The 23,646-nt window shown below is 73.0% G+C and carries 23 protein-coding genes; 11 read left to right on the forward strand and 12 right to left on the reverse strand.

Annotated features, from left to right (window positions below; translation table 11 throughout):
- Nucleotides 1-118 precede the first annotated feature (118 nt).
- On the forward strand, nt 119-1,666 hold the full coding sequence (locus tag IC607_RS13760) for an MATE family efflux transporter (RefSeq protein WP_191787969.1): 1,548 nt from the start codon (nt 119-121) through the stop codon (nt 1,664-1,666).
- On the opposite strand, the gene IC607_RS13765 is transcribed toward IC607_RS13760, so the two are convergent.
- From IC607_RS13765 to IC607_RS13775, 3 genes are read right to left on the reverse strand one after another with little or no spacing between them, the layout of a single operon-like run.
- A complete protein-coding gene (locus tag IC607_RS13765; protein ID WP_191787970.1) occupies nt 1,633-2,682 on the reverse strand; it encodes an FAD-dependent oxidoreductase in 1,050 nt (349 codons plus the stop codon). The two genes, IC607_RS13760 and IC607_RS13765, sit on opposite strands and share 34 nt — an antisense overlap.
- Entirely contained in the window at nt 2,679-3,233 is a 555-nt protein-coding gene (locus IC607_RS13770) for an isoprenylcysteine carboxyl methyltransferase family protein (protein WP_191787971.1), read from the reverse strand. The genes IC607_RS13765 and IC607_RS13770 overlap by 4 nt, the downstream gene beginning before the upstream one ends.
- Entirely contained in the window at nt 3,230-4,303 is a 1,074-nt protein-coding gene (locus tag IC607_RS13775; protein WP_191787972.1) for a 3-oxoacyl-[acyl-carrier-protein] synthase III C-terminal domain-containing protein, read from the reverse strand. The genes IC607_RS13770 and IC607_RS13775 overlap by 4 nt, the downstream gene beginning before the upstream one ends.
- 192 nt (nt 4,304-4,495) lie before the next feature.
- Between IC607_RS13775 and IC607_RS13780 the strand changes: the two genes are divergently transcribed.
- Nucleotides 4,496-5,371 (forward strand): UbiA family prenyltransferase, encoded by an 876-nt coding sequence (locus IC607_RS13780; protein ID WP_370526237.1) that lies wholly within the window; start codon nt 4,496-4,498, stop codon nt 5,369-5,371.
- 7 nt (nt 5,372-5,378) lie between these two features.
- Here the strand turns inward: IC607_RS13780 and IC607_RS13785 are convergent, their stop codons facing one another.
- Nucleotides 5,379-5,744, reverse strand: a complete 366-nt coding sequence (locus IC607_RS13785; protein ID WP_191787974.1) for a VOC family protein — start codon at nt 5,742-5,744, stop codon at nt 5,379-5,381.
- Nucleotides 5,745-5,808: 64 nt separating this feature from the next.
- Here IC607_RS13785 and IC607_RS13790 point away from each other — a divergent pair, with 64 nt between their 5' ends.
- A complete protein-coding gene (locus IC607_RS13790) occupies nt 5,809-6,288 on the forward strand; it encodes an NUDIX domain-containing protein (RefSeq protein ID WP_191787975.1) in 480 nt (159 codons plus the stop codon).
- A gap of 3 nt (nt 6,289-6,291) precedes the next feature.
- On the opposite strand, the gene IC607_RS13795 is transcribed toward IC607_RS13790, so the two are convergent.
- Entirely contained in the window at nt 6,292-6,960 is a 669-nt protein-coding gene (locus tag IC607_RS13795) for an alpha/beta fold hydrolase (protein WP_191787976.1), read from the reverse strand.
- Nucleotides 6,961-6,997: 37 nt separating this feature from the next.
- On the reverse strand, nt 6,998-8,572 hold the full coding sequence (locus IC607_RS13800; protein ID WP_370526267.1) for an AMP-binding protein: 1,575 nt from the start codon (nt 8,570-8,572) through the stop codon (nt 6,998-7,000).
- Between the two features lie 223 nt (nt 8,573-8,795).
- On the opposite strand from IC607_RS13800, the gene IC607_RS13805 reads away from it, so the two are divergent.
- Genes IC607_RS13805 through IC607_RS13815 form a run of 3 tightly spaced genes read left to right on the forward strand, consistent with a single transcriptional unit; the run spans nt 8,796 to nt 12,038 of the window.
- On the forward strand, nt 8,796-10,271 hold the full coding sequence (locus IC607_RS13805) for an amino acid permease (RefSeq protein ID WP_191787978.1): 1,476 nt from the start codon (nt 8,796-8,798) through the stop codon (nt 10,269-10,271).
- On the forward strand, nt 10,268-11,731 hold the full coding sequence (locus IC607_RS13810; protein ID WP_191787979.1) for an MFS transporter: 1,464 nt from the start codon (nt 10,268-10,270) through the stop codon (nt 11,729-11,731). The genes IC607_RS13805 and IC607_RS13810 overlap by 4 nt, the downstream gene beginning before the upstream one ends.
- Entirely contained in the window at nt 11,724-12,038 is a 315-nt protein-coding gene (locus IC607_RS13815; RefSeq protein WP_191787980.1) for a DUF1905 domain-containing protein, read from the forward strand. The genes IC607_RS13810 and IC607_RS13815 overlap by 8 nt, the downstream gene beginning before the upstream one ends.
- On the opposite strand, the gene IC607_RS13820 is transcribed toward IC607_RS13815, so the two are convergent.
- From IC607_RS13820 to IC607_RS13830, 3 genes are read right to left on the reverse strand one after another with little or no spacing between them, the layout of a single operon-like run.
- The gene (locus IC607_RS13820; protein ID WP_191787981.1) at nt 12,035-12,886 is read right to left on the reverse strand and encodes an ABC transporter permease subunit; all 852 of its coding nucleotides are present in this window, start codon (nt 12,884-12,886) and stop codon (nt 12,035-12,037) included. The genes IC607_RS13815 and IC607_RS13820 overlap by 4 nt on opposite strands.
- Nucleotides 12,873-13,871, reverse strand: a complete 999-nt coding sequence (locus IC607_RS13825; protein ID WP_191787982.1) for an ABC transporter ATP-binding protein — start codon at nt 13,869-13,871, stop codon at nt 12,873-12,875. The genes IC607_RS13820 and IC607_RS13825 overlap by 14 nt, the downstream gene beginning before the upstream one ends.
- 7 nt (nt 13,872-13,878) lie before the next feature.
- A complete protein-coding gene (locus IC607_RS13830; RefSeq protein WP_191787983.1) occupies nt 13,879-15,066 on the reverse strand; it encodes a hypothetical protein in 1,188 nt (395 codons plus the stop codon).
- A gap of 82 nt (nt 15,067-15,148) precedes the next feature.
- Between IC607_RS13830 and IC607_RS13835 the strand changes: the two genes are divergently transcribed.
- From IC607_RS13835 to IC607_RS13845, 3 genes are all read left to right on the forward strand, one after another.
- Nucleotides 15,149-15,802: a response regulator transcription factor gene (locus IC607_RS13835; protein ID WP_191787984.1), complete on the forward strand. Its 654-nt coding sequence runs from the start codon at nt 15,149-15,151 to the stop codon at nt 15,800-15,802.
- Between the two features lie 62 nt (nt 15,803-15,864).
- A complete protein-coding gene (locus tag IC607_RS13840) occupies nt 15,865-17,013 on the forward strand; it encodes a sensor histidine kinase (protein ID WP_370526238.1) in 1,149 nt (382 codons plus the stop codon).
- Between the two features lie 21 nt (nt 17,014-17,034).
- The gene (locus IC607_RS13845; protein ID WP_191787985.1) at nt 17,035-18,069 is read left to right on the forward strand and encodes a glycoside hydrolase family 6 protein; all 1,035 of its coding nucleotides are present in this window, start codon (nt 17,035-17,037) and stop codon (nt 18,067-18,069) included.
- Nucleotides 18,070-18,073: 4 nt separating this feature from the next.
- On the opposite strand, the gene IC607_RS13850 is transcribed toward IC607_RS13845, so the two are convergent.
- Nucleotides 18,074-19,726: an endonuclease/exonuclease/phosphatase family protein gene (locus IC607_RS13850; RefSeq protein WP_191787986.1), complete on the reverse strand. Its 1,653-nt coding sequence runs from the start codon at nt 19,724-19,726 to the stop codon at nt 18,074-18,076.
- A gap of 168 nt (nt 19,727-19,894) precedes the next feature.
- Between IC607_RS13850 and rlmC the strand changes: the two genes are divergently transcribed.
- Both rlmC and IC607_RS13860 read left to right on the forward strand, forming a co-directional pair.
- On the forward strand, nt 19,895-21,010 hold the full coding sequence (gene rlmC, locus IC607_RS13855) for a 23S rRNA (uracil(747)-C(5))-methyltransferase RlmC (RefSeq protein WP_191787987.1): 1,116 nt from the start codon (nt 19,895-19,897) through the stop codon (nt 21,008-21,010).
- Between the two features lie 92 nt (nt 21,011-21,102).
- Nucleotides 21,103-22,194 (forward strand): NAD(P)/FAD-dependent oxidoreductase, encoded by a 1,092-nt coding sequence (locus IC607_RS13860; protein WP_191787988.1) that lies wholly within the window; start codon nt 21,103-21,105, stop codon nt 22,192-22,194.
- A 12-nt stretch (nt 22,195-22,206) separates the two neighbouring features.
- On the opposite strand, the gene IC607_RS13865 is transcribed toward IC607_RS13860, so the two are convergent.
- Nucleotides 22,207-23,229 carry an LLM class flavin-dependent oxidoreductase gene (locus IC607_RS13865; RefSeq protein ID WP_191787989.1) on the reverse strand — a complete coding sequence of 341 codons (1,023 nt, stop codon included), beginning with the start codon at nt 23,227-23,229 and terminating at the stop codon, nt 22,207-22,209.
- Between the two features lie 42 nt (nt 23,230-23,271).
- Nucleotides 23,272-23,634, reverse strand: a complete 363-nt coding sequence (locus IC607_RS13870; protein WP_191787990.1) for an iron chaperone — start codon at nt 23,632-23,634, stop codon at nt 23,272-23,274.
- Nucleotides 23,635-23,646 lie beyond the last annotated feature (12 nt).

Raw genomic sequence — 23,646 nt, forward strand, 5'->3', positions numbered from 1 at the left:
AAGTTCGCAGGTTGCTCGAGAAAAGCGTGCTGGTCAGTGCCGGTCGTAACGATACGATTCCTGCGTCGCTCGAATCGATACGAGCGTCTCGTCACGAGTTCCCGGAGCCCCCCACCCCATGCGCAAGTCCCTCCTCGTCGGCAGCCCCTGGCGTGTCATGGCCGTCTTCGCCGTGCCGCTGCTGATCGGCAACGTGGTGCAGCAGATGTACCAGGTGACCGACGCGTTCATCGTCGGCCGCACGCTCGGTGTCGACTCGCTCGCGGCGGTCGGCTCGACGGGCAGTCTCCTGTTCCTGCTCCTCGGTTTCGCGTGGGGCATGACGTCCGGTTTCGCGATCCCGACCGCGCAGGCGTTCGGCGCGGGCGACGCGGCTGCCGTGCGCCGCTCGGTCGCGGCGGGGACCATGCTCACCGCAGCCGCCAGCGTGGTACTCACCGGGCTGTCGCTCGCGCTGACCGGGCCCGCGCTCCGCCTGCTCGACACGCCCCCGGAGCTCATCGGCGAGGCCACGACGTTCGCGACCATCAGCTTCGCCGGCGCCGCCGCGACCATGTTCTTCAACTTCCTGTCCGCGATCATCCGCGCCATCGGGGACTCCCGCACGCCGCTCGTCTTCCTCGCGCTGTGCTGCGGCCTCAACGCCGGCCTCGTCGTGCTGCTCGTCGGGGCGCTGGGCTGGGGTGTCGGCGGAGCCGCTGCCGCGACCGTCGTCTCGCAGCTCATCTCCGTCGCGCTCTGCCTCGCGTACATCAAGCGCCGCGTGCCCGCGCTGCACATCGGCCGTGCAGACTTCGTCGGCGCGCGTGACGAGCTCGGCGTGCACCTGCGCATCGGCCTGCCGATGGGCTTCCAGGCGTCGATCATCGCGATCGGCTCGCTGACCGTGCAGCTGCGACTCAACGAGCTGGGCGCCGACGCGGTCGCCGCGTACACGACGGGCTCCCGCGTCGACGGCCTCGCGGTCGCGTTCCTCGGCTCGATCGGGCTCGCGGCCTCGACGTTCGTCGCGCAGAACCACGGCGCCGGGCGGCCCGACCGCATCCGCGCCGGCGTGACGCAGGCCGTGTGGCTGTCGGTCGCCGTGTCCGTGCTGCTGGGCATCGTGCTGGTGACCTGGGGCAGCGACATCGTCGCGCTGTTCGTCGGGCCGGGCGAGGACCAGGTGGTCGACATGGCGGCGGAGCTCCTCACGGTCAACGGCCTGACGTACTCCGCGCTGGGCATCCTGTTCGTGCTGCGCGGTGCGCTGCAGGGACTGGGCCGGACGCTGGTCCCGACCATCACCGGTGTCGTCGAGCTCGCGATGCGCGTCGGGGCGGCTGTGGTGCTGGGGTCGATGTTCGGCTACGCCGGCATCGTGTGGGGCAACCCGCTCGCCTGGCTCGGATCGGCCGTCGTTCTCGTCCCCGCATACCTGCGGGCGCGCCGGTCGCTCGGGGAGCCGGCCGCCGACGTGGTCGTCGTCGACGGCCCGGCCGACGGGTCCATGGTGATGGAGGTGGTCGTCCCGCAGCCGCACGCGGCACCGGACGAGGCGCCGGACGGTGGGCCGGCCCGGGCGGCGGCGTCGCGCCGGGTGCGCGTCCGCGTCCGACGCCGCGGGACGGTCCGCCCCGGCGGCCGTCGCGCTCAACGCGCCAGGCGTTCGACGACCGCTCCGTAGAGCGCCGGCGCGGCAGCGGCGAGCGGGACGATGCCTCGGCGCAGCGGCGTCGCCGACGTCGTGACCAGCGCGGACGTGAGCACGCGGTAGTCGCGCGTGACAGCGGACCATGCCCGCTCGTAGGCCGCGTTCGACGAGGCGACGGACTCGCCGGAGTCGTCGTCGGGCAGCGTCGTGATCGCCGCGTGTGCCTGCGCGACCCCGACGCGCAGGCCTTCGCCGGTCAGTGCGTCGACGTAGCCGGACGCGTCGCCGACCAGTCGGATGCGGCCCGCCGTGCGGCGCGACGTCGTCTGGCGCAGCGGGCCGGCGCCGCGCAGCGCGCCGATCGTCGGTGCGCCTGCGACGTGCGCGGCCAGGTCCGGCAGCGCGGCCAGCGTCGCGTCGAAGTCGGTGTGCGGTGGGCACAGCAGCGCGATGCCCACCATGTCGTCGGCCACCGGGGTCACGTACGCCTCGACGTGCGGGCCCCAGTGGACCTCCACCAGGTCGGACCACGGCGCGACACGGAAGTGCCGGCGCAGGCCGAACCGGCGCGGCTGCCAGCGGCTGGCGCGCCGGTCCAGCGCGAGCTGGGAGCGGATGTGCGAGTGCAGGCCGTCGCAGGCCAGCAGCCACCGCGCGCGGACGTCGCCGCAGGTCACGCCCTCGTCATCCTGCTTGATCGGCCCGGACCGGGTCCCGACGAGGTCCGCGCCGAGCTCCCGCGCGCGGGCCTCCAGCGCCGCGTGCAGCGTGGTGCGGCGCACGCCACGGCCGGACGTCGTGGCGAACAGGTGGTCGGCGCGGCGGCGGCCCGCGACGTAGCGGATGCCGCGCAGCTCGTGCCCGTCGGGGTCGACGCCGATCCGCGCGAGCGCCGCGACCGCACCGGGCATCAGCCCCTCGCCGCACGCCTTGTCGACCGGCCCGGGGCGCGGCTCGAGCACGGTGACCGACAGTCCCGCCAGCCGCGCCTCGATCGCCGCGGCGAGGCCCACGGGCCCGCCGCCGACCACCAGGACGTCGACGCTCACGCCGCCGTGCCTGCCGTGCCCGTGGAGGTGCCCGACGAGCTGCCCGCGGACCGCAGCGCCCGCTCCTCGGCCGGGATGCGGAAGGCCAGCAGCAGCACGGCGTTGAGCACGGTGAACGCAGCGGCGGTGATCCACGCACCCCCGGCGATCGGCAGCGCCAGCCCCTCGGCGGCCACCGCGACGTAGTTGGGGTGCCGCATCAGCGCGTACGGGCCGGTCGCGACCAGGGGCTCGCCGGGCACGATGACGATGCGCGTGTTCCACAGGTTGCCGAGCGTGCGGATGCACCACCAGCGCAGCACGTTCGCGGCGACCACCACCGCGACGGCGACCACCGCGAGCAACAACGGGGGGGCGTCGTCGCGCACGCGCGGCTCGACGAAGCACCCGACCAGCAGACCGACGTGCAGCGCGACCATGGCCGGGTAGTGGCCCTGCGCGTACTGCATGCCGCCGCGGGCGAAGGCCCAGCGCGAGTGCCGTGCGGCGACGACGAGCTCGCACAGCCGCTCGACGACGACCACCGCGAGCAGGGCGTGGTACCAGGTCATGAAGCCTCCGGCCAGCGCATCAGGACGGTCTCGGCGCTCACGCCGGGCCCGAACGCGAACATCACCGCCGGCGATCCCGGCACGTGCTGGCCGTCGTCCAGGGTTCGGGCGAGCACGTGCAGGACGCCCGACGACGACAGGTTGCCGACCTCGGCCAGCGACGCCCAGCTCGCCGCGAAGGCCTCGTCGGGCAGGTCGAGCGAGTGGGCCGCGGACTCGAGGATGCGCGGCCCGCCGGTGTGCGCCACCCACGCGCCGACGTCGCTCACCTTGAGGTGGTGCGCGGCCAGCAGGTCCGTGACGTCGTCGCCCAGGTGCTCGCGGACCAGGTCGCCCAGGCTGCTGGCCAGCAGGATCCGGAAGCCGGAGCCGCCGATGTCCCACCCCAGGTCGCGGGCGGTGCCCGGGTACAGCGCGCTGCGCGTGGCGACGACGTCGATGCCGCCGGCGTCGTCGGCCGCGCGCACGTCGCCGACCATCACGGCCGCCGACGCGCCGTCGCCGAACAGGCCGCTCGCGACGATGTTGGCCATCGAGTCGTCGCCCTGCTGCAGGGTCAGGGAGCACAGCTCGACGCTGACCAGCAGAGCGACGTCGTCGGGATGTCCCTGCAGGTAGTCGTGGACGCGCGCCACCCCCGCGGCTCCGCCCACGCACCCGAGGCCGAACACCGGGATGCGGCGCACGTCGGGACGCAGGCCGATGCGCTCGACGAGCAGCGCGTCGAGGGACGGCGCCGCAATGCCGGTGATCGACGTGACGACGACGAGGTCCACGTCGGCGGCGGTCAGCCCGGCCCGGTCCAGCGCCTGCTCGCACGCTCGCGCGGCCAGGTCCAGGCCGTGGGTGACGAACGCGCGCAACGAGTCGTCGAACGACGTCAGGCCCGCGTAGTCCTCGAGCGGCAGCGTCATGTGCCGCGTCCGCACACCCGTGGCCCGGTGCATCCGGTCGATGACGGCGAGGCGCCGCGGGTCGGTGGTGAGCAGCGGGGCGATCGCGGCGGTGATGTCCGCCTGCGCATGGGCGTGCGCCGGCAGCACGGGGGCGATCGCGGCGATCCTGCTCACCCGAGCAGCCTCACACGCGCGCCCGGATCCGGCGCGCCGACGGCTCCCGCTGGCGTCGGGTCCGCCGGCCTGCCGGCGCTCGCGGGTTCCGTGGCGACTCGCGGGTTCGGCGACGACTCGCCCGTTGCAGCCCGCGCATCGATGATGAACCCGCGAGCCGAGCAGACGCACGGCGACGACGGGAGGTGGCGGGTGACCGACGGGTCTGTCGCGGCCGGCCGACGAGCGAGCGCGCGGGCCGGCGTCGCCCGCCGCACCGTTGACCTCGTCCTCGCGTCGCACCCGGGACCCACCGTCGCGGTGACGGCGCTCGGCACTGCCCTCGCGCTCGGGGCGGGCGGCGGATGGCGTTCGCTGCTGGTCGGCGCCGCGGTCCTGGCCGGGCAGCTGTCGATCGGGTGGAGCAACGACTGGGTCGACGCGGCTCGTGATGCGGCCGTCGGGCGCACCGACAAGCCGGTGGGCGACGGTCGCCTGCCCGTGGCGACCGTGCGCACGGCGGCGCTGATCGCGGCGGCGTCGTGCGTGGTGCTCTCCCTGGCCGCAGGATGGGTCGCGGGGGCGGTCCACCTCGTCGCCGTGGCCTCCGCATGGAGCTACAACCTGGCGCTCAAGCGGACGGCGTGGTCGTGGGCGCCGTACGCGCTCTCGTTCGGCCTGCTGCCGCTGTTCGTCGCGCTGGCCGTGGGTGCGGACGGCGCGCGCTGGTGGGCCATCGCCGCCGGCGCGCTGCTCGGCGTGGGCGCGCACGGCACCAACGTGCTGCCCGACCTGCTCGACGACGAGGCCACGGGGGTGCGCGGCGCACCGCACCGGATCGGTCGCCGAGCCACCGTCGTGGCGTCCGCGGCCGCGCTGCTCGGGGCGACGACGCTCGTCGTGCTGGCACCGCCCGGCGCGCCGTCGAGCGTGCCGACGGCGCTGCTGGTCGTGGCGCTGGCGGTCACAGTGGCCGGCGCGGCGGTCGCGCTGACCCGCCCGCGCAGCAAGATGCCCTTCGTGGCGTCGATCGCGGTGGCGGCCCTCGATGTGGTGCTGCTGGTCGGGTCGACGTGGACGATCGGCTGACGCCTCGTCAGTCCGAGCCCCAGCACAGGCAGAAGGGGTGCCCGGCGGGGTCGGCGTAGACCTGGAAACCGCGCGGCAGGTCCAGGTCCGCGCCCTGGAGCAGCCGCGCGCCGGCCGCGATCGCCTCGTCGTGCGCGGACCGGATGTCCTCGACCGACAGGTCCAGGTGCAGCTGCTGCGGCTCGCCGTCGGGCCAGTCGGGCGGCACCAGACCGGGCACCAGCTGGAAGTCCAGCCGGGGCTCACCGTCGACGAGCACCGTGTGCCAGTCGTCCTCGACGGACACCGTCCCGTCCAGCAACGTCGCCCAGAACGTGGACGCCACGGCCAGGTCCGGCACGTCGAGCACGACGACCTGCTTGGTCACTCGCATGCGCGATCACCTCCTGCCGCATCGTCGCACCGGCCACCCACACACGTCTTCGTAGGATCGGTGGATGGCCATCCCCGAGTTCATCGTCGACCTGCGTGCCTCCGTCGGGCACGCCCCGCTGTGGCTGCCCGGAGTGACGGCGGTCGTCCTGCGAGACGGCGCCGACGGGACCGAGGTGCTGCTCGTCCGGCGCGCGGACACCGGAGCCTGGACCCCCGTGACCGGCATCATCGACCCCGGCGAGGAGCCGGCCGTGGCGGGAGCGCGCGAGATCCTGGAGGAGGCGGACGTCGTGGCCGTGCCGCAGCGGTTGGCCTGGGTGCACGTGCTGCCGCCGATGACGTACGAGAACGGTGACCAGGCCCAGTACCTCGACCTGACGTTCCGTTACGAGTTCGTCTCGGGCGAGCCTGCGCCCGCCGACGGCGAGAACACGGACGCGCGGTGGTTCCGGCTCGACGAGCTGCCGCCGATGACCGCCGACATGCGTGAGCGCATCACGCGGTGCCTCGACCCGGACGGCACCACCGCGTTCGAGGCGTGAGGCTCAGGCCGCCCAGCGGGCCAGGAGGTCGGCGATCGGCCCGGGGGAGCTGAGCGTCGCGAGGTGGCCCCCGGGCACGACCTCCGGCTCGACGCCGAGTCGTTCGCGTGCCACGCGGCGCTGCAGGTCGAGCGGGAACATCCGGTCGTTGCGCGCCGCGACGACGTGGACCGGCACGTCGGGCCATGCGAAGTCGACCGCCTCGTCGAAGACGGTCGCGGCCTCGTTCTCGTCGTGCTCGGCGGCCTGCTCCACGAGCTCCGCGGGCACGTCGTGGAAGAACGTCGTGTCGTCGAACGCGCTCGACCAGCCACCGCGCTGGGCGGCCGCCAGGCGCTCCGCCTCCGCGCCCACGTGCTCCGACCAGTCGCCCAGGCGTTCACCGGGGACCGGCACCATCGCCGTCAGGAAGACGACGGCGCGCAGGTCGACCCGCGGCCACACGAGCGGCGCCGTGAACCCACCCAGGGACTGGGCGACGAGCACGACGTCGTCGCGCGCGCCGATCGCCTCGCCCACCACGTCCGCGTAGTCGGTCAGCCCCTTCGCGGGGTCGGCGGCGGGCAGGTCGACGGCGAACGCGTCGATGCCGCGTCCGCGCAGCAGGTCGACGACTGGGTGGAGGTACCAGGCGGACCCGCCTGCGCCGGGGATCATCGCGACGGTCGTCATCGGCCCATCGTGCCCCGGGCGCGGCCGACCGGCGCGATCACCGGCCCCGCAGGTCCTTGCGCAGGATCTTGCCCGACGACGACTTGGGCACCGCGTCGATGAACGCGACCTGGCGGACCTTCTTGTGCGGCGCCACCCGCTCTGCGACCCACGCCATGAGCACCTCGGCACTCAGGTCGGCGTCGGGGCGGAGCACGACGAACGCCTTGGGCACCTCCTGCCCGTCCTCGTCGGGCGCCCCGACGACCGCGGCGTCCTGGACGTCCGGGTGCGTGAGCAGCAGCGCCTCGAGCTCGGCCGGCGGCACCTGGTAGCCGTGGTACTTGATGAGCTCCTTGAGCCGGTCGACCACGTAGAACGCGCCGTCGGCGTCGACGGTCGCGATGTCGCCGGTGTGGAGGTAGCCGTCTGCGTCGAGGGTCTCGGCGGTCGCCTCGTCGGCGCCCAGGTAGCCCACCATGACGTTGGGACCCTGGCACCACAGCTCGCCCGGCTCGCTCATGCCCTCGGCGGGGACGTCGATGTCGTGCCCGTCGGCCGGGTCGACGAGCCGGCACGTCATGTTGGGCAGCAGCACTCCCACCGAGCCGCGCGGCAGGTCGTCGCGGTCCGCGGGCACGGCGTGCGAGACCGGGCTCATCTCGGTCATGCCGTAGCCCTGCACCACCCGCGAGCCGAACCGGTCGGCGACGGCGTCGGCCAGCGCCCCGTCCAGCGGTGCGGCGCCGGACAGGATCGTGTGCACGCTCGACAGGTCGTGCTCTGCGACCAGCGGGTGCTTGGCCAGTGCGAGCGCGATGGGCGGCGCGACGAACAAATACGTGCAGTGCTGGTCGGCCACCGCACCCAGGAACTGAGTGAGGTCGAAGCGTGCGAACGTCACCAGGCGGGCGCGGGCCTTGAGCGACAGGTTGAGCAGCACGGTCATGCCGTAGATGTGGAAGAACGGGAGCACGGCCGCGACGACGTCGTCGGGCGTCAGCACGATCAGCCGGAGCGACTGCGCGACGTTCGCGACCAGGTTGCGGTGGGTGAGCATGACGCCCTTGGCCAGGCCCGTGGTGCCTGACGAGTAGGGGAGGACGGCCAGGTGCGTCGCGGGATCGAACGCGACGTCCGGCGCCGGGTGGTCCTCGGCGAGCAGGTCGGCCAGCGAGGAGTGACCGTCCGCGCCGTCCAGCACGACGACGTGGTCGTCCTCGAGCCCGGCTGCGGCGGCACCGGCGGACATCGCGGGCAGCAGCGGCGACGCGGTCACGGCCCAGACGGCTCCCGCGTCGCGCAGCTGACGCCCGATCTCCTCGCCGGTGTAGAGCGAGTTCACGGTCGTGACGGTCGCGCCGGCCCGCAGGATGCCGTGGAAGACCGCGACGAACGCCGCCGAGTTGGGGGAGTGCAGCGCCACCACGTCGCCCGGCCCGACGCCCCGCGCGGCCAGCGCCCCCGCCACGCGATCGACCTGCGCGAGCAGCTCGCCGTAGGTCGTCGTCGCACCGGACGCCGAGTCGACCACGGCGATCGAGCCCCGCTCCGCGTCGGACAGGTCGCCGAACAGGAAGTCGTGCACGGACAGGTCAGGGATCTCGACGTCGGCAAAGGGGCTACGGATCACCACGACGGACTCCCTCGTCTCGGAACGGCGGCGCACGTCCTCGTGCGCGCCGCCTCGCACGTTACCCGCAGCGCTCGAGGTGCGTCTCGGCGCGCGGTCGCGCCCCGACGTGGGCAGACTGCTTGCTGACCGAGCGTGCCCACCGAGCCTGCTGACCAGGCCCGACGAAGGCAGCCGACGACCCGCGCCGACCGTGGCGAGGCCGGAACGAGAAGGGGTGAGCATGAGCATCCTGCGCACCAAGTCCATCGAGCAGTCGCTGGCGGACGCCGAGGAGCCGGAGCACCAGCTGAAGAAGTCCTTGTCCGCGCTCGACCTGATCGTCTTCGGCGTCGGCGTGGTGATCGGTGCCGGCATCTTCACGCTCACGGGTCGCGCCGCCAACCAGACAGCCGGCCCGGCGATCGTCCTGAGCTTCGTCCTCGCGGCCGTGTGCTGTGCGCTCGCCGCCATGTGCTACGCGGAGTTCGCCTCGACCGTGCCGGTCTCGGGGTCTGCCTACACCTTCAGCTATTCGAGCCTGGGCGAGATCTTCGCGTGGATCATCGGCTGGGACCTGCTGCTGGAGATGGTGCTGGGCGCGAGCGTCGTCGCGCAGGGCTGGAGCTCCTACCTCATGGTCTTCCTGGGGAACATCGGCATCGACGTGCCCGAGGCGATCGGCGCGGGCGGCACGGTGGACCTCCTGTCGATGGGGCTCATCATCGTGCTCGGCATCCTCATCACGATCGGCATCAAGGAGTCGATGCGGGTCAACCTGGTGCTGGTGAGCATCAAGCTCTTCATCGTCCTGTTCGTGATCGTCGCCGGGATCGGCTTCGTCAACTCCGCCAACTACCACCCGTTCATCCCGCCGGCGCAGGCCACGGACACGACGACCGGTCTGACGCAGCCGCTCATCCAGGCGCTGCTCGGCCACACGCCCAGCGCCTTCGGGGTCGGCGGAATCTTCGCGGGCGCCGCGCTCGTGTTCTTCGCCTACATCGGGTTCGACGTGGTCGCCACCACCGCGGAGGAGACCAAGAACCCGCAGCGCAGCCTGCCCATCGGCATCATCGGCTCGCTCATCATCTGCACGGTCCTGTACTGCGCGGTCTCGATCGTCGTGACGGGCATGGTGCCCTACGACAAGCTCGACCCTGAGGCGGCGCTCGCCAACGCGTTCACGGTGCACGGCGAGGACTGGATGGCCACGCTCATCTCCGCCGGGGCCGTCGCAGGCCTGACCACCGTGGTGCTGACGCTCATGATCGGCGCGAGCCGCGTGGTCTTCGCGATGAGCCGCGACAACCTGCTGCCGCGCGGGCTGGCCCGCGTGCACCCCACGTTCCGGACGCCGTACGTCATCACCGCCGCGATCACCGTGGTGTGCGCCCTCGTCGCCGGCCTGACGCCCGTGGGTGTCCTGGAGGAGATGGTCAACGTGGGGACGTTGAGCGCGTTCCTGCTGGTCAGCATCGGGATCATCATCCTGCGCCGGACGCGCCCCGACCTGCCCCGGGCCTTCCGGGTGCCGTGGGTCCCGGTGCTGCCGATCGTGTCCGCGCTCATCTGCCTCTGGCTGATGATCAACCTGTCGGTCGAGACGTGGCTGCGGTTCCTCGTGTGGCTGGTGCTCGGCTTCGGGATCTACTTCTTCTACTCGCGGTCGCACTCCCGGGTCGGTGACACCGAGGTCGAGGACAAGGTCGCGTCATGACCCAGGCCGAGCAGACCCGGCAGCCGCCGGCGGTGCCGCGCAGCGCGTGGAACGCGCTGGTGGTGCTGATGGCCGGCATGTTCATGGCGCTGCTCGACACGACCATCGTCAACGTCGCGCTCCCGACCATCCAGAAGAGCCTGGACGCCAGCGAGGCGACCCTGAGCTGGATCATCTCCGGCTACGCCCTCGCCTTCGGGATCCTGCTCATCCCGGCGGGGCGGGTGGGTGACCGGATCGGGCACAAGTGGGTGTTCTTCTCCGGGCTCGCGCTCTTCACCGTGGCGAGCCTGTTCTGCGGCCTGGCGCAGTCCAGCATCGAGCTCGTCGTCGCCCGCGTGGTGCAGGGCGCGGCCGGCGGCATCTTCGTGCCCGCCGTGACCGCGATGATCCAGCTGATGTTCCCCGGACCGGTGCGCGGCAAGGCGTTCGCGATCATGGGTTCGGTGATCGGCGTCTCCACCGCGCTCGGTCCCATCCTGGGCGGTCTCATCATCGAGGCTTTCGGCGACGAGAACGGCTGGCGGCTCGTGTTCTGGGTCAACATCCCTATCGGCATCGTCGCCCTCGTCGCTGCCGCCCGGCTGCTGCCGGCCGGCCACGAGGGGCACGCCAGAGAGGGCACGGACCTGGTCGGGCTCGCGCTGCTGACCGCCGGGCTCGTCGCCATCCTGGTGCCCTTGATCGAGGGGCAGGACAAGGGCTGGCCCACGTGGACCTTCGTCTCGCTGGCGGCGGGCGTGCTGCTCATCGTGCTCTTCGCGCTCTGGGAGCTGCGCGACGCGCGGCTGGACAAGAACCCCCTGGTCCCACCGCACCTGTTCTCCCACCCGGCGTTCACGGGCGGCACCGTCCTGGCGCTCGTCTACTTCGCGGCGTTCACCAGCATCTTCTTCACCATCTCGCTGCTGTGGCAGGCAGGGCTCGGCCACACCGCGCTGCAGTCCGGCGTGGTGGGCGTCCCGTTCGCGCTCGGGTCGATCGTCGGCGCGTCGCAGAGCAACCGGCTCTCGCAGCGGCTGGGCCGCACGGTGCTGGTGCTCGGCACCGCCATGGTTGCGGTGGGGCTGATCTGGGTGTGGATCGTCCTGCGCGTGGTCGACGCGACGGACCTGACCAACTGGGACCTGGCCGCGCCTCTGGCGATCGCGGGCATCGGCAACGGGCTGTTCATCGCTCCCAACGCCCAGTTCATCGTCGCGACGGTCGACCGTCGCGAGGCGGGTGCGGCGAGCGGCGTCATCTCCGTGATGCAGCGCGTGGGCAGCGCGATCGGCATCGCCGTGATCGGCAGCGTCCTGTTCGGCACGCTGAGCATCACCAGCCGCGACCCGGCCGCGATCATGCAGGCGTTCGCCGACAGCGCCGCGCACGCGATGGCGGTCAGCGCCGTGCTGGCCGTCGTGAGCTTCGCGCTGGTGTTCGCGCTGCCGCGCAAGGTCGAGCAGCCTCGTGGCTGAGCCCGCCTACGAGTTCGACGGCACGTTGCACGTCTGGGCGGCGCGGCCACCCGAGCAGCACGTCGACCTCCCCGAGGCGTTGTCGGACGAGATCGCGGAGGTCGCCGCGGGGGTGACGCGCGGCTTCGGCTCGGTGCGTGTGGAGGCGACCATCGGGTCGTCGACCTGGCGCACGAGCCTGTTCCCGGGTGCGTCCGCCTACGTGCTGCCGGTCAAGAAGCCGGTGCGCGTGAAGGAGGGCTTCGACGAGGGCGACCGCGTGCACGTCAGCATCGTGTTGGTCGACCTCACCGGCGACGAGGGCTAGGACGTCACGTCGGCCGTCGTGAACCGGCTCCACGCGAGCGCGCCGAAGATGGCCACCCACGCGGCCTGCACCGCGAGCCCGCCGCCGATCACGCTCCAGCTCGGCTCCAGGCGCAGGAACTCGGCGAAGTCGAGCCAGTGGTGCGTGAGCAGCCCGGGCTGGATGGCGTGCAGCGACGGGATCGTGTCCAGGACGCCGGACACGATCGCGACGACGACGGTCGCAGCCATCGCACCCACCGGCACCTCCGTGAGCGTCGAGAAGAACAGCCCGACGGCCACGAGCCCGGTCAGGGAGAGCCCGACGTAGACGACGACGGCCAGCACGCGCAGCGCGCCCGCGGCCAACGGCACGGTGTCGCCCGACAGGAGCGTCACGTCGCGCACGCCGAACAGCGCCGCCCCGGCGACCAGCCCGACGACGGCGATCGACGCGACCGCCGCGGCGGCGAACACCAGCGCCCCGACCGCCTTGACCAGCAGCAGGCGCGAGCGCCCCACCGGCACGGTGAGCAGGTAGCGCAGGGTGCCCGCCGCGGCCTCGCCGGCGATGGCGTCGCCGGACGCGATGCCGATCGTCAGCGGCAGCAGGAACGGCAGGCACAGGAACACCGACGCGACCACCAGGAACAGTCCGTTGCCGGTGACGCGGGACAGGAACGCGGGCCCCTGCCCGGACAGCGCGGTGTCCTGCGTGAAGAACAGGACCAGGCCCAGCAGCAGGGGCACGAGCGCGAGCCCGACGAGCAGCACCAGGTTGCGTCGTCGGCCCAGCACCAGCCGCAGCTCGCTGCGCTGCAGGCGCCAGTACGACGATGCCCGGGACGGGACGGCCTCAACGAGCGACATCGAAACCCTCCCCGGTCAGCTCGACGAAGACCTGCTCGAGGCTGGGGCGTCGTACCTCGAAGCCGGTGACCTCGATGCCCGCGTGCACCAGCGCGGCGGGGATGCGCGGCGGGTCGATCGGGCCCAGGTCGGCGGTCAGCACCGGCCCCTCCGCGGTGACGTCCAGCCCCAGCACCCGGAGCACGCCGACGGCGCTGGCGGCGTGCCCGTGCGTCACGGTGACCTGCACGGTGGTGGTGCCGCGCGAGTCGAGCACGGAGCGTTCGCCCTGCAGCAGCAGCCGGCCGCGGCTCATGATCCCCAGGTGCGTGCAGACCTGCTCGATCTCGCCCAGCAGGTGGGAGGACACGAGGACCGTGGTCCCGGCCTGCGCGAGCTCGCGGATGAGCAGCCGCACCTCCCGCGTCCCCTGCGGGTCCAGGCCGTTGGTCGGCTCGTCGAGCACGAGCAGGTCGCGGGGCCGCATCAACGCCGCGGCCAGGCCGAGCCGCTGCTTCATGCCCAGGGAGTACTGCCGGAACGGCTTGTGCTCGGCGGCCAGCAGTCCCACGCGCTCGAGCGCGGTCGACGCGCGGCGGGTCGCCGTGCGCGGGTCGGCCGTCGCGTCGGCGGCGTCCAGCCGGGCCAGGTTGGCGCGGCCGGTCAGGTAGGGGTGGAAGCCCGGCCCCTCGACGAGCGCGCCGACGCGCGGCAGCACGGCGGGCGCCGCGTCGGGCATCGGCTCGTCGAGCAGCCACGCCTGCCCGCTCGTCGGGCGCACCAGTCCCAGCAGCATGCGGATGGTCGTGGTCTTGCCCGACCCGTTGGGCCCCAGGAACCCGTAGACCGCACCGCGCGGCACGGCCAGGTCGATGCCGTCGACGGCCACCTGCCCGGACCGGAAGCGCTTGGTCAACCCTCGGGTGCGGACGGCGGTCGACGCGTCGGTGGGCACGTCCGCAGTCTGGTCCGACGCGGTCGACGACGCAGCCTGGAGCTGGGTCATGCGGCGCTCAGCGCGCGTCGGCCTGGAGCGTGGACCCCGGGACGGCGCCCACCAGGACGCGGCCGTCCGTGGTCACCAGGACGCTGCCGAGCGTGGTCTGCACCAGCCGCCCCTCGGGGACGGCCGTGGTGAGCGTCTGGTAGAGCGTGGGGAGGTCGAGCTCGCGCGCCTTGTCGCTGCCGTCCGCGCCGAACTCGTCGAGCAGCTTCTGGCCGCTCTTCGACCCGATCATCGGCTTGCTCCCCGGCACCGTGGACAGGGCGTCCGTGCTGCCGGCCAGCAACCCCGCGACGTTGACACCGCTCGCCTGCACCACGGTCTCCCACCCGGTGCCGCTGACCGTGACGCCCTCGGGCAGGGCGGTCGAGGGCTCGTCCGTCGCGGCGGGCAGCGGGACGACGACGTCCTTGGTGTCGACACCCGCGGGAGCGGTGAAGCTCAGCACGGCGTCCGAGGGCTTTGCGAACGTCACGTCCGTGAAGCCGACCTCCATCGAGGGGGCCTTCGTGTCCTTCGTCGACCACACCTGCACGCGCAGCGGCGTGTCGGTCTTCGCGTCGATCGACACGACGACGTGGCCGACGAGCGTGTCGCTGTCCTTCGGCGTCACCACCAGGTCGTACGCGCTGCGTCCGGCGACCGTCGTGGCGGCGTCGAGCGTCACGCTCGAGTACTGCTCGACGAGGTTCAGCACGGAGCGCGCGGCCGCGGCCGGCGTCGGCAGGTCGCCGGCCACCTGGGGCTGGGCCTGCATCGACTCGTAGCGCGCCTGGTCCGAGGCGGGGATCGAGTAGTGCACCACCTGGTCGTCGGTGCTGGAGTACGTCCACGCCTGCGACCCGTCACGGACCACCGAGTACTCCGAGGTGGGGCCCAGCAGCGACGCGCGCGAGCGGTCGTCGCCGTCCGACCAGACCCGCAGCGTCGAGCTGCCGTCCAGCAGGTTGACGGGTGACGCGCCGGCCACGTCGCCCAGCGGCAGCGACGGCAGGCCAAGGCGCGCCGTGTAGACGACCGTGCCGGACAGCGGCTGGTCGGGCGCCTTCGCGACGTCCGTGACGAGCTGCTCCGGAGTCACGTCCGGCAGGTCGTCGCTGCTGGCCGACGCCATCAGCGGAGGGGCGACGAAGGCTGCGGCGACGATCGCGCCGACGACGGCGGGGACGGCCCAGCGGGCCCGGGGAGACATGCTCATGGCACCAGCCTGCGCCCTGGGCGCTGTGGCGATGCTGAGAGGCGGGCGGGCCGCGGGCCGCGCAGGGTGACATGCTGCCGGGATGCGGGTGCTGGTGGTCGACGACGAGCGATCGCTCACGCACGCCCTGCGCCGGGGGCTCGGCGCCGAGGGCTTCGCGGTGGACGTCGCGCACGACGGCGAGCGCGGCCTGGAGATGGCAACGGCGCACGACTACGACGCCATCGTGCTGGACGTGATGCTGCCGCGGCGCAACGGGTACGACGTGGTGACCGCGCTGCGGGCGCGCGAGGTGTGGACGCCCGTTCTCATGCTGAGCGCGAAGGACGGCGAGTACGACGTCGCCGACGGCCTCGACGTCGGCGCCGACGACTACCTGACCAAGCCCTTCGCGTTCGTCGTGCTCGTCGCCCGGCTGCGCGCGCTGCTGCGCCGGCCGCCGCGCGTGGAGAGCCCCGTCCTGACCGTCGGCGCCCTGGTGCTGGACCCCGCCGCAAGGACGCTCACGCAGGAGGGTCGGTTCGTCGACCTCACGGCCCGCGAGCTCGAGCTGCTCGAGTACCTGATGCGCAACGCCGACCGGGTGGTGGGCAAGCTCGAGCTGCGCGACCACGTCTGGGAAGGGGCGGGGGAGGACGTCAACGTCGTCGAGGTGTACGTCGGCTACCTTCGGCGCAAGCTGGGCCGCGCGGCGGTGTCGACCGTGCGCGGCGCGGGCTACCGGGTCGCGGGCTGAGGCCCGTGGCGGCCAGGGGGCGCAGGACCAGACGCTGGACGCTGCGCCTGCGGCTGACGCTCGTGACGGCGGGTCTGCTCTGCGTCGCGCTCGTCGTCGGGGCCGTCGCGCTGACCACGGTGCTGTCCCGCACACGCGTCGCCGCGCTGGACGACGTGGTGGTGCAGCGGGCGGACACCGTCGCGGAGCTCGCCGCCGACGACCGCCTGCCCACCACGCTGCCGGTGGCGCAGCCCGGAGAGATCGTGCAGCTCCTCGACGCGTCGGGCCGCGTGCTCGCGACGTCGCCGACGGCGAGCGCGACCCTGCCCGTGCTGCCGGCGGACGAGGTCGCCGAGCTGCGGGCGCGCGCACCCTGGGTGGGCAGCACGACGGACAGCGCGTACGACGACGAGGCCCGCGCGGCGGTCCGGGCGACGACGTGGCAGGACGAGCCCGCGACCGTCGTCGCGACCGTGCCGATGACGGAGGTGCGCGGGTTGCTGCACGCGCTGACGCTCGCGCTGCTCGGCGTCGTGCCCGTGCTGACGGCGATGTTCGCGGTCGCGATCTGGTTCGCCCTGGGCCGGGCGCTCGAACCCGCCCTGGCGCGGCAGCGCACCTTCGTCGGGGACGCGGCGCACGAGCTGCGCTCGCCCATCGCGTCGCTGCGTGCGGCCGTCGACGTCGCACGCGCTCACCCGCAGGCGTACCCGGCCGACGAGCTGGCCGCCGACCTGGACGGCGACCTGACCCGCATGCAGACGCTCGTCGACGACCTGCTGCTGCTGGCTCGTCTCGGCTCGACGACGGGTCGGCCGGTCGAGGTGGACCTCGCCGGGGTCGCGCGGGAGGTCGCGCGGTCCGTGGGCGTGCGCGCGGTGGTGCGGATGGAGGTGGTCGGGTCCGGGACGGGGACCGCCGATCCGGACGCGGTGGCGCGCGTGGTGCGCAACCTCGTCGACAACGCCGTCCGGCACGCGCGGTCCCGCGTGGTCGTCACGGTCGCTCCGGGTGCGGTGACGGTGGACGACGACGGTTCCGGCATCCCTATCGCCGACCGCGAGCGGGTGTTCGAGCGGTTCGTCCGGCTCGACGAGGCGCGTGTGCGCGAGGGCGGCGGCAGCGGGCTCGGGCTCGCGATCGCCCGCGAGCTCGCGCGCGACGGCGGCGGAGACCTCACCCTGGGGGACAGCCACCTGGGCGGCCTGCGGGCCTGCCTCCGGCTCTGACCGACCGCTACGCTCCCGGTCATGCTCACGCGCCGCTCTGCCGCCACCGATGCGCGTCATGCGCGTGACGGGCGCCGCGTCACCATGACCGCGCTCGCGCTCGTCGTCGCGCTGGCCGCGTCGCTCGTCGTCGCCGCACCGGCGCAGGCCGCGAGGCTGGACCCGCGCCTGACGCAGAAGCTCTACGTCGAGAAGGCGGGTTCGGCGTACGACGCGGCCAAGGCGGCCCGCAAGGCCGGCAGGACGGCGACGGCCCGCAAGCTCGAGGTCATCTCGACGACCGCGCAGGGGAAGTGGATCGGTGACTGGACGGGCACCGCCACCCGGTCGACCGTGCGCACGTACGTCAAGAAGGCCGCCGCCGCGAAGCGGACCCCGCAGCTGGTGCTCTACGCGATCCCGGGCCGCGACTGCGGCGGTCAGTCCGCCGGCGGGCTCGCCGCGACGCAGTACAAGGCGTGGGTGCGCCAGGTCGCCGCGGGGTTGAAGGACGGCGCGGTCAAGGGCAGGAGCCGCGCGCTCGTCGTGCTGGAGCCCGACGCGCTGATGCTCGACTGCGCCGACTCCGCCCGCTACGCCCTGCTGGCCTACGCGACCAGGAAGCTGGCCGCGACCGGCGCCTGGGTGTACATCGACGCCGGCCACTCCGGCTGGCGCACACCCGCCGAGACAGCGAAGCGCCTGGTCAAGGCCGGTGTCCGGTACGGCCGCGGCTTCTCGACGAACGTCTCGAACTTCAACTCGACGACCGCGGAGAAGACGTACGCCACGAAGGTCGCCACCGCGCTCGCGACGAAGAAGGTCACCGCGAGCCACCGGCACTACGTCATCGACACGTCCCGCAACGGGCGGCACTCGGCCGCCGGCCAGTGGTGCAACCCCCCGAAGCAGGGGCTGGGGCGCAAGCCGGCCCTGTCGCACGCCGGGGGCGCCCTGGACGCGTACCTGTGGGTCAAGCGGCCCGGCGAGTCGGACGGCGCCTGCAACGGCGGTCCCGCGGCGGGGCGGTGGTGGCAGGCCTACGCCTTGGACCTGGTGCGCTACCGCGCGCGCTGACGCGTCAGATCCGGATGCGCGCCCACTGCAGGTTGTGGTCGGAGCCGCGGTAGCGCTCGTCGAACTTCCCGGACGACGTGAGGATCATCTGGTTGACGAACCGCGAGACGCCCGAGCCGTTCTTGACGAACACGTAGTCGATGCGGGTGCCGGTGTAGGCGTACTTGTACGGCTTGACCGGGTACCCGTGGTCCTTGCTCGCGTTGTGGCTGTTGGACGTCGTGTCCTTGCGGCGCGTGGTGCTCGCGGCGTTCGTCGCGCTGGTGTAACCGGCCTTGACCATGTCGACCTGAGGTCCGCTGGTCCAGCGGGAGTCGGAGTTGAAGTCGCCCAGGACGACGATCGGCGCGTCGGGCTGCCCGTCCGCCTTGGCCTTCGCGGCGATGAAGCTGCGGACGCCCGCCGCGGCGGCCTTGCGCATCTTCTGCACCGTGCTCGATGTGCCCTGCTCCAGGTGCGTCGAGACGACGTAGAACTGGTGGCCGGTCGCCTTCGAGGACATCCGTGCCCAGGTGAACTGGCGGTCGTACTTGCTCTTGTCCCAGGTCACCGAGCGTGCCAGCGACCGCGTCGACTGCACGCCCGAGGCGATCAGCGTGACATCGGCCGGCTTGTAGAGGATGTGGTCGGAGCGGGAGGCGCCCGCGGTCCCCATGCTCTCGTACCGGTCGGACTGCGCTCCTGTCAGCGGGATGCGGGCGATGGCCACGGCGGACCGGTAGGTCGGGGACACCATGCGCGCCAGCTCCTGGTACTGCTCGCCGGACTTCTTCGACGCGGCCGCCTCCTGCACCGCGACCACCGAGGCGCCGGCGTGGAGGATCCCGTTCCTGACCGCGGCCTTGCGCTTGTCCCACGACCGGCCCGGGATGGAGGCGGTCGCGGTCGAGCTCGCGACGTTCCAGGTGGCGAACGTGACGGCGTCCTTCGACGAGCCGGTGACGGGGGGTGGGGACGGGTAGCCGACGGCGGTGACCGAGTGGGCGACCTTCGAGCCGTTGCGGGCGTACAGGTGCACGTACACGGCCTCGGTGCCCTTGGAGCCGATCCGGGCACGCCACTTCGCCGGGATCGTGAGCACGACGGACGTGCGGCTGACGGCGACGCTCGTCGTCCAGATCCTGGCGCTGTTCAGGGCCGACGGGGTGCGGTGGCCGGACTTGTAGACGTTCTCGTTGGCCCACGACGCGACGACCTTGAGCGACGTGCCCGCGACGTACTTGGGCCAGCTCACCGTGACCTTGTCCTGGCCCGCCGCCGTCACCTTCACCCCGGTCTTGTACCGGGGTGAGCTGGTGGTCGGCGTGGTCTTCTGCTTCGCGCTCCAGGAGGTCCCCGCCGCCTTCACGCGCACCCAGTACGCGGTGCGGAGCTTGAGCTTCTTGACCGCGAGGGCGGTCTTCGTGGTGGTCGTCGTGCGGGTCTTGGACCTCGCGAACTTCGACGAGGACGAGACCTGGACCGTGTACTTCTTCGCGCTCTTGACGGCCTTCCAGCTGACGCTCACCTGCTTGACGCCCGGGACGACCCGCACGGATGCGGGTGCGGGCAGGGCTGCCGTCGCCACGGCCGGCACCAGGCCGACGAGGGCCAGGACGGCGACGAGCGCGAGGACGACGACGCGGGCGGTGGAGCGGGTGCTGGTGCTGGACGCCATGGGCGCACATCCTTGCTCACGGGGGGAGGATCGGGCGCAGGCGGCTCTGGTGTCACCCGATCGGCGTACATGGTAAGCACGACATCTCGGAGGTTTCGGGTCGAGCGTCTCGATGGGTGGCCGTCGTCAGGTCGTCGTCGCAGCCGTCGCGCTGCCTAGACTCCGGTGGTGCAGTGCTCCTACTACGACGCCGGCGTGTGCCGTTCGTGCACGCTCATGGGAGTCCCGCACGCGACCCAGGTGGCGGACAAGGAGGCCGGGGTCCGTGCGCTCGTCGGCGCCCACCTGGACTGGCTGCCGCCCGTCGTCGGGCCCGAGAGCGCGTTCCGGAACAAGGCGAAGATGGTGGTCGGCGGCACGCTCGACGCACCGACGCTCGGGATACTCGACCGTGCGGGGGCGGGCGTCGACCTGCAGGGCTGTGGGTTGTACCCGCCCGAGCTGAGCCGCATCTTCGGCGTCCTCGCGTCGTTCGTCGGGCTCGCCCGCCTCCAGCCCTACGACGTCCCCACTCGCACCGGCGAGCTCAAGAACATCCTCGTCACGCTCGCCCCCGACGGTGCGCTCATGGTCCGGTTCGTGCTGCGCTCGCAGGAGTCCGTCGCGCGCATCCGCAAGCACCTGCCGGCGCTGGGGGACATCGCCGTGGTGTCGGCGAACATCCTGCCCGAGCACAAGGCCGTGGTGGAGGGATCGCAGGAGATCGTCCTGACCGAGCGGGCGACCCTGACGATGCGTGTCAATGACATCGACCTGCACCTGCGCCCCCAGTCGTTCTTCCAGACGAACACCGAGGTGGCCGCCGCGCTGTACCGGCAGGCCGCGGCGTGGGTGGACGAGGCCGCGCCGTCGTCGTTGTGGGACCTGTACTGCGGCGTCGGCGGCTTTGCGCTGCACTGCGCGGGCGGCCCGACGGCGCCGCGCGACGTCGTGGGCATCGAGATCAGTGCAGAGGCGATCGCGAGCGCTCAGACGTCGTGCGCCGAGCTGGGCCTGGACCGCGTGCGGTTCGCCGCCGGGGACGCGACGCAGTTCGCGCTCGCGTCGTCCGCCGCGCCCGACCTGGTGATCGTCAACCCGCCGCGACGCGGGATCGGGCCGGAGCTGGCCGGCTGGCTGGAGTCGTCGGGCGTGCGCCACGTCGTCTACTCGAGCTGCAACGCGCAGACGCTCGCGCGGGACCTGGCCGCGATGCCGAGCCTGCGGCCCACGCGCGCGCGGCTGCTCGACATGTTCCCGCAGACCACGCACTACGAGGTGATCACCCTCCTGGAGCGCCGATAGCCCTCACCCGCGAGACGGCACTGGTCACGCGCCGCTCGAGCGGGCACGCTGTCCCGAGCGTCCGGCGTCGTCGCCGGGGCGAAGGAGCGCGCGTGAGCACCGTGGTCGTCGGGGCAGGTCCTGCCGGGCTCGCGGTCGCCTCTGCACTCGCCCGACGAGCGCACCGGGCGACCGTGCTCGAACGTGCGTCGGTGGGCGCGTCGTGGCGAGGCCACTACGACCGCCTCCACCTGCACACGACGCGACGGCTGTCGTCCCTGGGCGGCTCGCCGATCCCGCGGCGCTACGGGCGGTGGGTCGCGCGCGACGACGTCGTCGCGCACCTCGACGAGATGGCGCGTGACGTGCGCGTGCGTCCGGGCGTGACGGTCGAGCGCGTGGACCCCGACGGACCGGGGTGGGTGCTGAGCACGTCGGACGGGCCGGTGCGAGCCCGGGACGTCGTGATCGCGACGGGCTACAACCACACGCCGCTCGCCCCCTCGTGGCCCGGGGTCGACGGCTACACCGGTGAGCTCCTGCACGCCGCCGACTACCGCAACGGGGCGCCGTTCGCGGGTCGTGACGTGCTGGTGGTGGGCGTCGGGAACACGGGTGCGGAGATCGCGGTGGACCTGGTGGAGGCCGGTGCGCGCTCGGTGCGGCTGGCAGTGCGCACACCGCCGCACATCGTGCGCCGGTCCACGCTGGGGTGGCCCGCGCAGGGCACGGGGATGGTCGTCCGCCACCTGCCGGTCCCCGTCGTCGACGCCGTCGCCCGGGGTCTCGCCCGCGTGGAGGTCCCCGACCTGTCGTCGTACGGGTTGCCGCGGCCGACCACGGGCCTGTACTCGCGCATGCTCGAGGGCGCGACGCCGGTGCAGGACGTCGGGCTGATCGCGGCGGTCCGGGACGGGGCCGTGACGCCGGTGGCCGCCGTCGTCGGCATCGAGGACGACGAGGTGCTGCTGGCCGACGGGACGCGCCTGCGACCCGAGGTGATCGTCGCTGCCACGGGGTACCGGCGCGACCTCGAACCGCTCGTGGGGCACCTGGGAGTGCTCGACGAGCGTGGGCTGCCGCGGTCGCACGGCGCCCGTGCACCCCGCCCGGGCCTCTACCTGACGGGCTTCACGACGCCGATCAGCGGGATGTTCCGCGAGCTGCGCCTGGACGCCGAGCGGATCGCCCGCGCGATCGCGTGAGACCTCCCGCGCTCAGGCGAGCGCGCCGGCCAGCAGCCGCAACGTCTCCTCGCGGGCCGGCGAGCGGTCGGCGGGTGACCCGGCCAGGGCTCCCGCGACCGGACTGACCATGAGCTCGTCGGTGCCGAGCCGCTCGGCCAGGCGCGTGACCTCCGCGGCCGCCTCGTCGGGCGGACCGACGATCCACGCCGCCGTCAGCTCGTCGAGCGGGGGAGTGGGCGCCGCGGCTTCGGCGTCCTCGACCAGCTCCTGGGCGGACAGCCCCTGCCCGCTGCGCAGCCGCCACATGGAGCGCGCGTTGGGGAGCGCGAGGCGGGCAGCCTCGTGCGCCGTCGGCGCGACGACGACGTTCGCGACCGCGATCGTGCGGGGGTCGGCCAGCACGTCCGACGGCCGGAACGTGCGCCGGTACAGCGCGATGGCCTCGTCGGTGCCGCGGCCCGCGAAGTGGTGCGCGAAGACGTAGGGCAGGCCCAGCTCGGCGGCGAGCTGTGCGGAGTACATCGAGGAGCCCAGCAGCCAGATCTGCGCGGCCGAGGTCGCCTGCGGCGTCGCGCGCAGGTCGTAGGTGCGGGCGCCGACGGCCACGCTCACGGGCGTCGTGCCGAGCAGTGCCTGCAGCGTCGCGACGTCGTCGGGGAACGTGTCGACGCCGTCCGTCGTCGTGCCCCGCCGCAGTAGGTGACCGGTCACCGGGTCCGAGCCGGGCGCGCGGCCCAGGCCCAGGTCGATGCGCCCGGGGTGCGCGGCCTCCAGCAGCGCCACCTGCTCGGCGATCACCAGCGGCGAGTGGTTGGGCAGCATGACGCCGCCCGAGCCGACGCGGATGCGGGCCGTGGCCGCGGCGATCATCGCCATGAGCACCGGCGGGTTGGTGGAGGCGACCGCCGGCATGTTGTGGTGCTCGGCCACCCAGTAACGGGTCAGGCCCAGCTCGTCGGCGGTCCGGGCCAGGCTCAGCGTGGCGGCGAGCGCGTCACCGGTGGTCTGGTCCGTGCGGACGGGGATGAGGTCGAGGACGGAGAGAGCAGGCACGCTTGCGGCAACCGCCGACCCGCCGCGCGCATTCCGGCCGGGTCAGACCGTCGGCTGCTGCGTCTCCAGATGCTGCGCCCCGATCGCTGAGGCCAGGTGCTGGATCAGCTCGTACGGGACGTCCTCGGTATAGAGGAAGCAGACCGCGTCGTCGTCGGCCCGGTACCGCGAGACGTCGGCCTCCAGCGGCCCGTCGAAGTGCGGCACCGGGGACAGCCGGACGTCGTGCGCGGTCCCGCCGAAGTGGAACGCGCACCGGTCGCCCAGCAGGATGGCCGGCACGCCCTCGTGGATCTCCTCCGAGGCGCCGGGCACACCGCGGTGGATCGCGAGCCGGACGCTCTGCAGGATGCCCTGCACGTCGGGCTCGAAGGTCTCCAGGTACTCCTCGACGTTCTCGGCCATGGGCGAATAATC

Source organism: Cellulomonas sp. JH27-2 (genome assembly GCF_014837175.1).
Classification (GTDB): domain Bacteria; phylum Actinomycetota; class Actinomycetes; order Actinomycetales; family Cellulomonadaceae; genus Cellulomonas.

What these genes read in the sequence shown, in the direction of transcription:
- IC607_RS13760 (WP_191787969.1), top strand. Translation starts at nt 119, where the DNA reads ATGCGCAAGTCCCTCCTCGTCGGCAGCCCCTGGCGTGTCATGGCCGTC.
- IC607_RS13770 (WP_191787971.1), bottom strand. Translation starts at nt 3,233, where the DNA reads ATGACCTGGTACCACGCCCTGCTCGCGGTGGTCGTCGTCGAGCGGCTG.
- IC607_RS13785 (WP_191787974.1), bottom strand. Translation starts at nt 5,744, where the DNA reads ATGCGAGTGACCAAGCAGGTCGTCGTGCTCGACGTGCCGGACCTGGCC.
- IC607_RS13790 (WP_191787975.1), top strand. Translation starts at nt 5,809, where the DNA reads ATGGCCATCCCCGAGTTCATCGTCGACCTGCGTGCCTCCGTCGGGCAC.
- IC607_RS13795 (WP_191787976.1), bottom strand. Translation starts at nt 6,960, where the DNA reads ATGACGACCGTCGCGATGATCCCCGGCGCAGGCGGGTCCGCCTGGTAC.
- IC607_RS13805 (WP_191787978.1), top strand. Translation starts at nt 8,796, where the DNA reads ATGAGCATCCTGCGCACCAAGTCCATCGAGCAGTCGCTGGCGGACGCC.
- IC607_RS13810 (WP_191787979.1), top strand. Translation starts at nt 10,268, where the DNA reads ATGACCCAGGCCGAGCAGACCCGGCAGCCGCCGGCGGTGCCGCGCAGC.
- IC607_RS13820 (WP_191787981.1), bottom strand. Translation starts at nt 12,886, where the DNA reads ATGTCGCTCGTTGAGGCCGTCCCGTCCCGGGCATCGTCGTACTGGCGC.
- IC607_RS13825 (WP_191787982.1), bottom strand. Translation starts at nt 13,871, where the DNA reads ATGACCCAGCTCCAGGCTGCGTCGTCGACCGCGTCGGACCAGACTGCG.
- IC607_RS13830 (WP_191787983.1), bottom strand. Translation starts at nt 15,066, where the DNA reads ATGAGCATGTCTCCCCGGGCCCGCTGGGCCGTCCCCGCCGTCGTCGGC.
- IC607_RS13835 (WP_191787984.1), top strand. Translation starts at nt 15,149, where the DNA reads ATGCGGGTGCTGGTGGTCGACGACGAGCGATCGCTCACGCACGCCCTG.
- IC607_RS13845 (WP_191787985.1), top strand. Translation starts at nt 17,035, where the DNA reads ATGCTCACGCGCCGCTCTGCCGCCACCGATGCGCGTCATGCGCGTGAC.
- IC607_RS13850 (WP_191787986.1), bottom strand. Translation starts at nt 19,726, where the DNA reads ATGGCGTCCAGCACCAGCACCCGCTCCACCGCCCGCGTCGTCGTCCTC.
- IC607_RS13870 (WP_191787990.1), bottom strand. Translation starts at nt 23,634, where the DNA reads ATGGCCGAGAACGTCGAGGAGTACCTGGAGACCTTCGAGCCCGACGTG.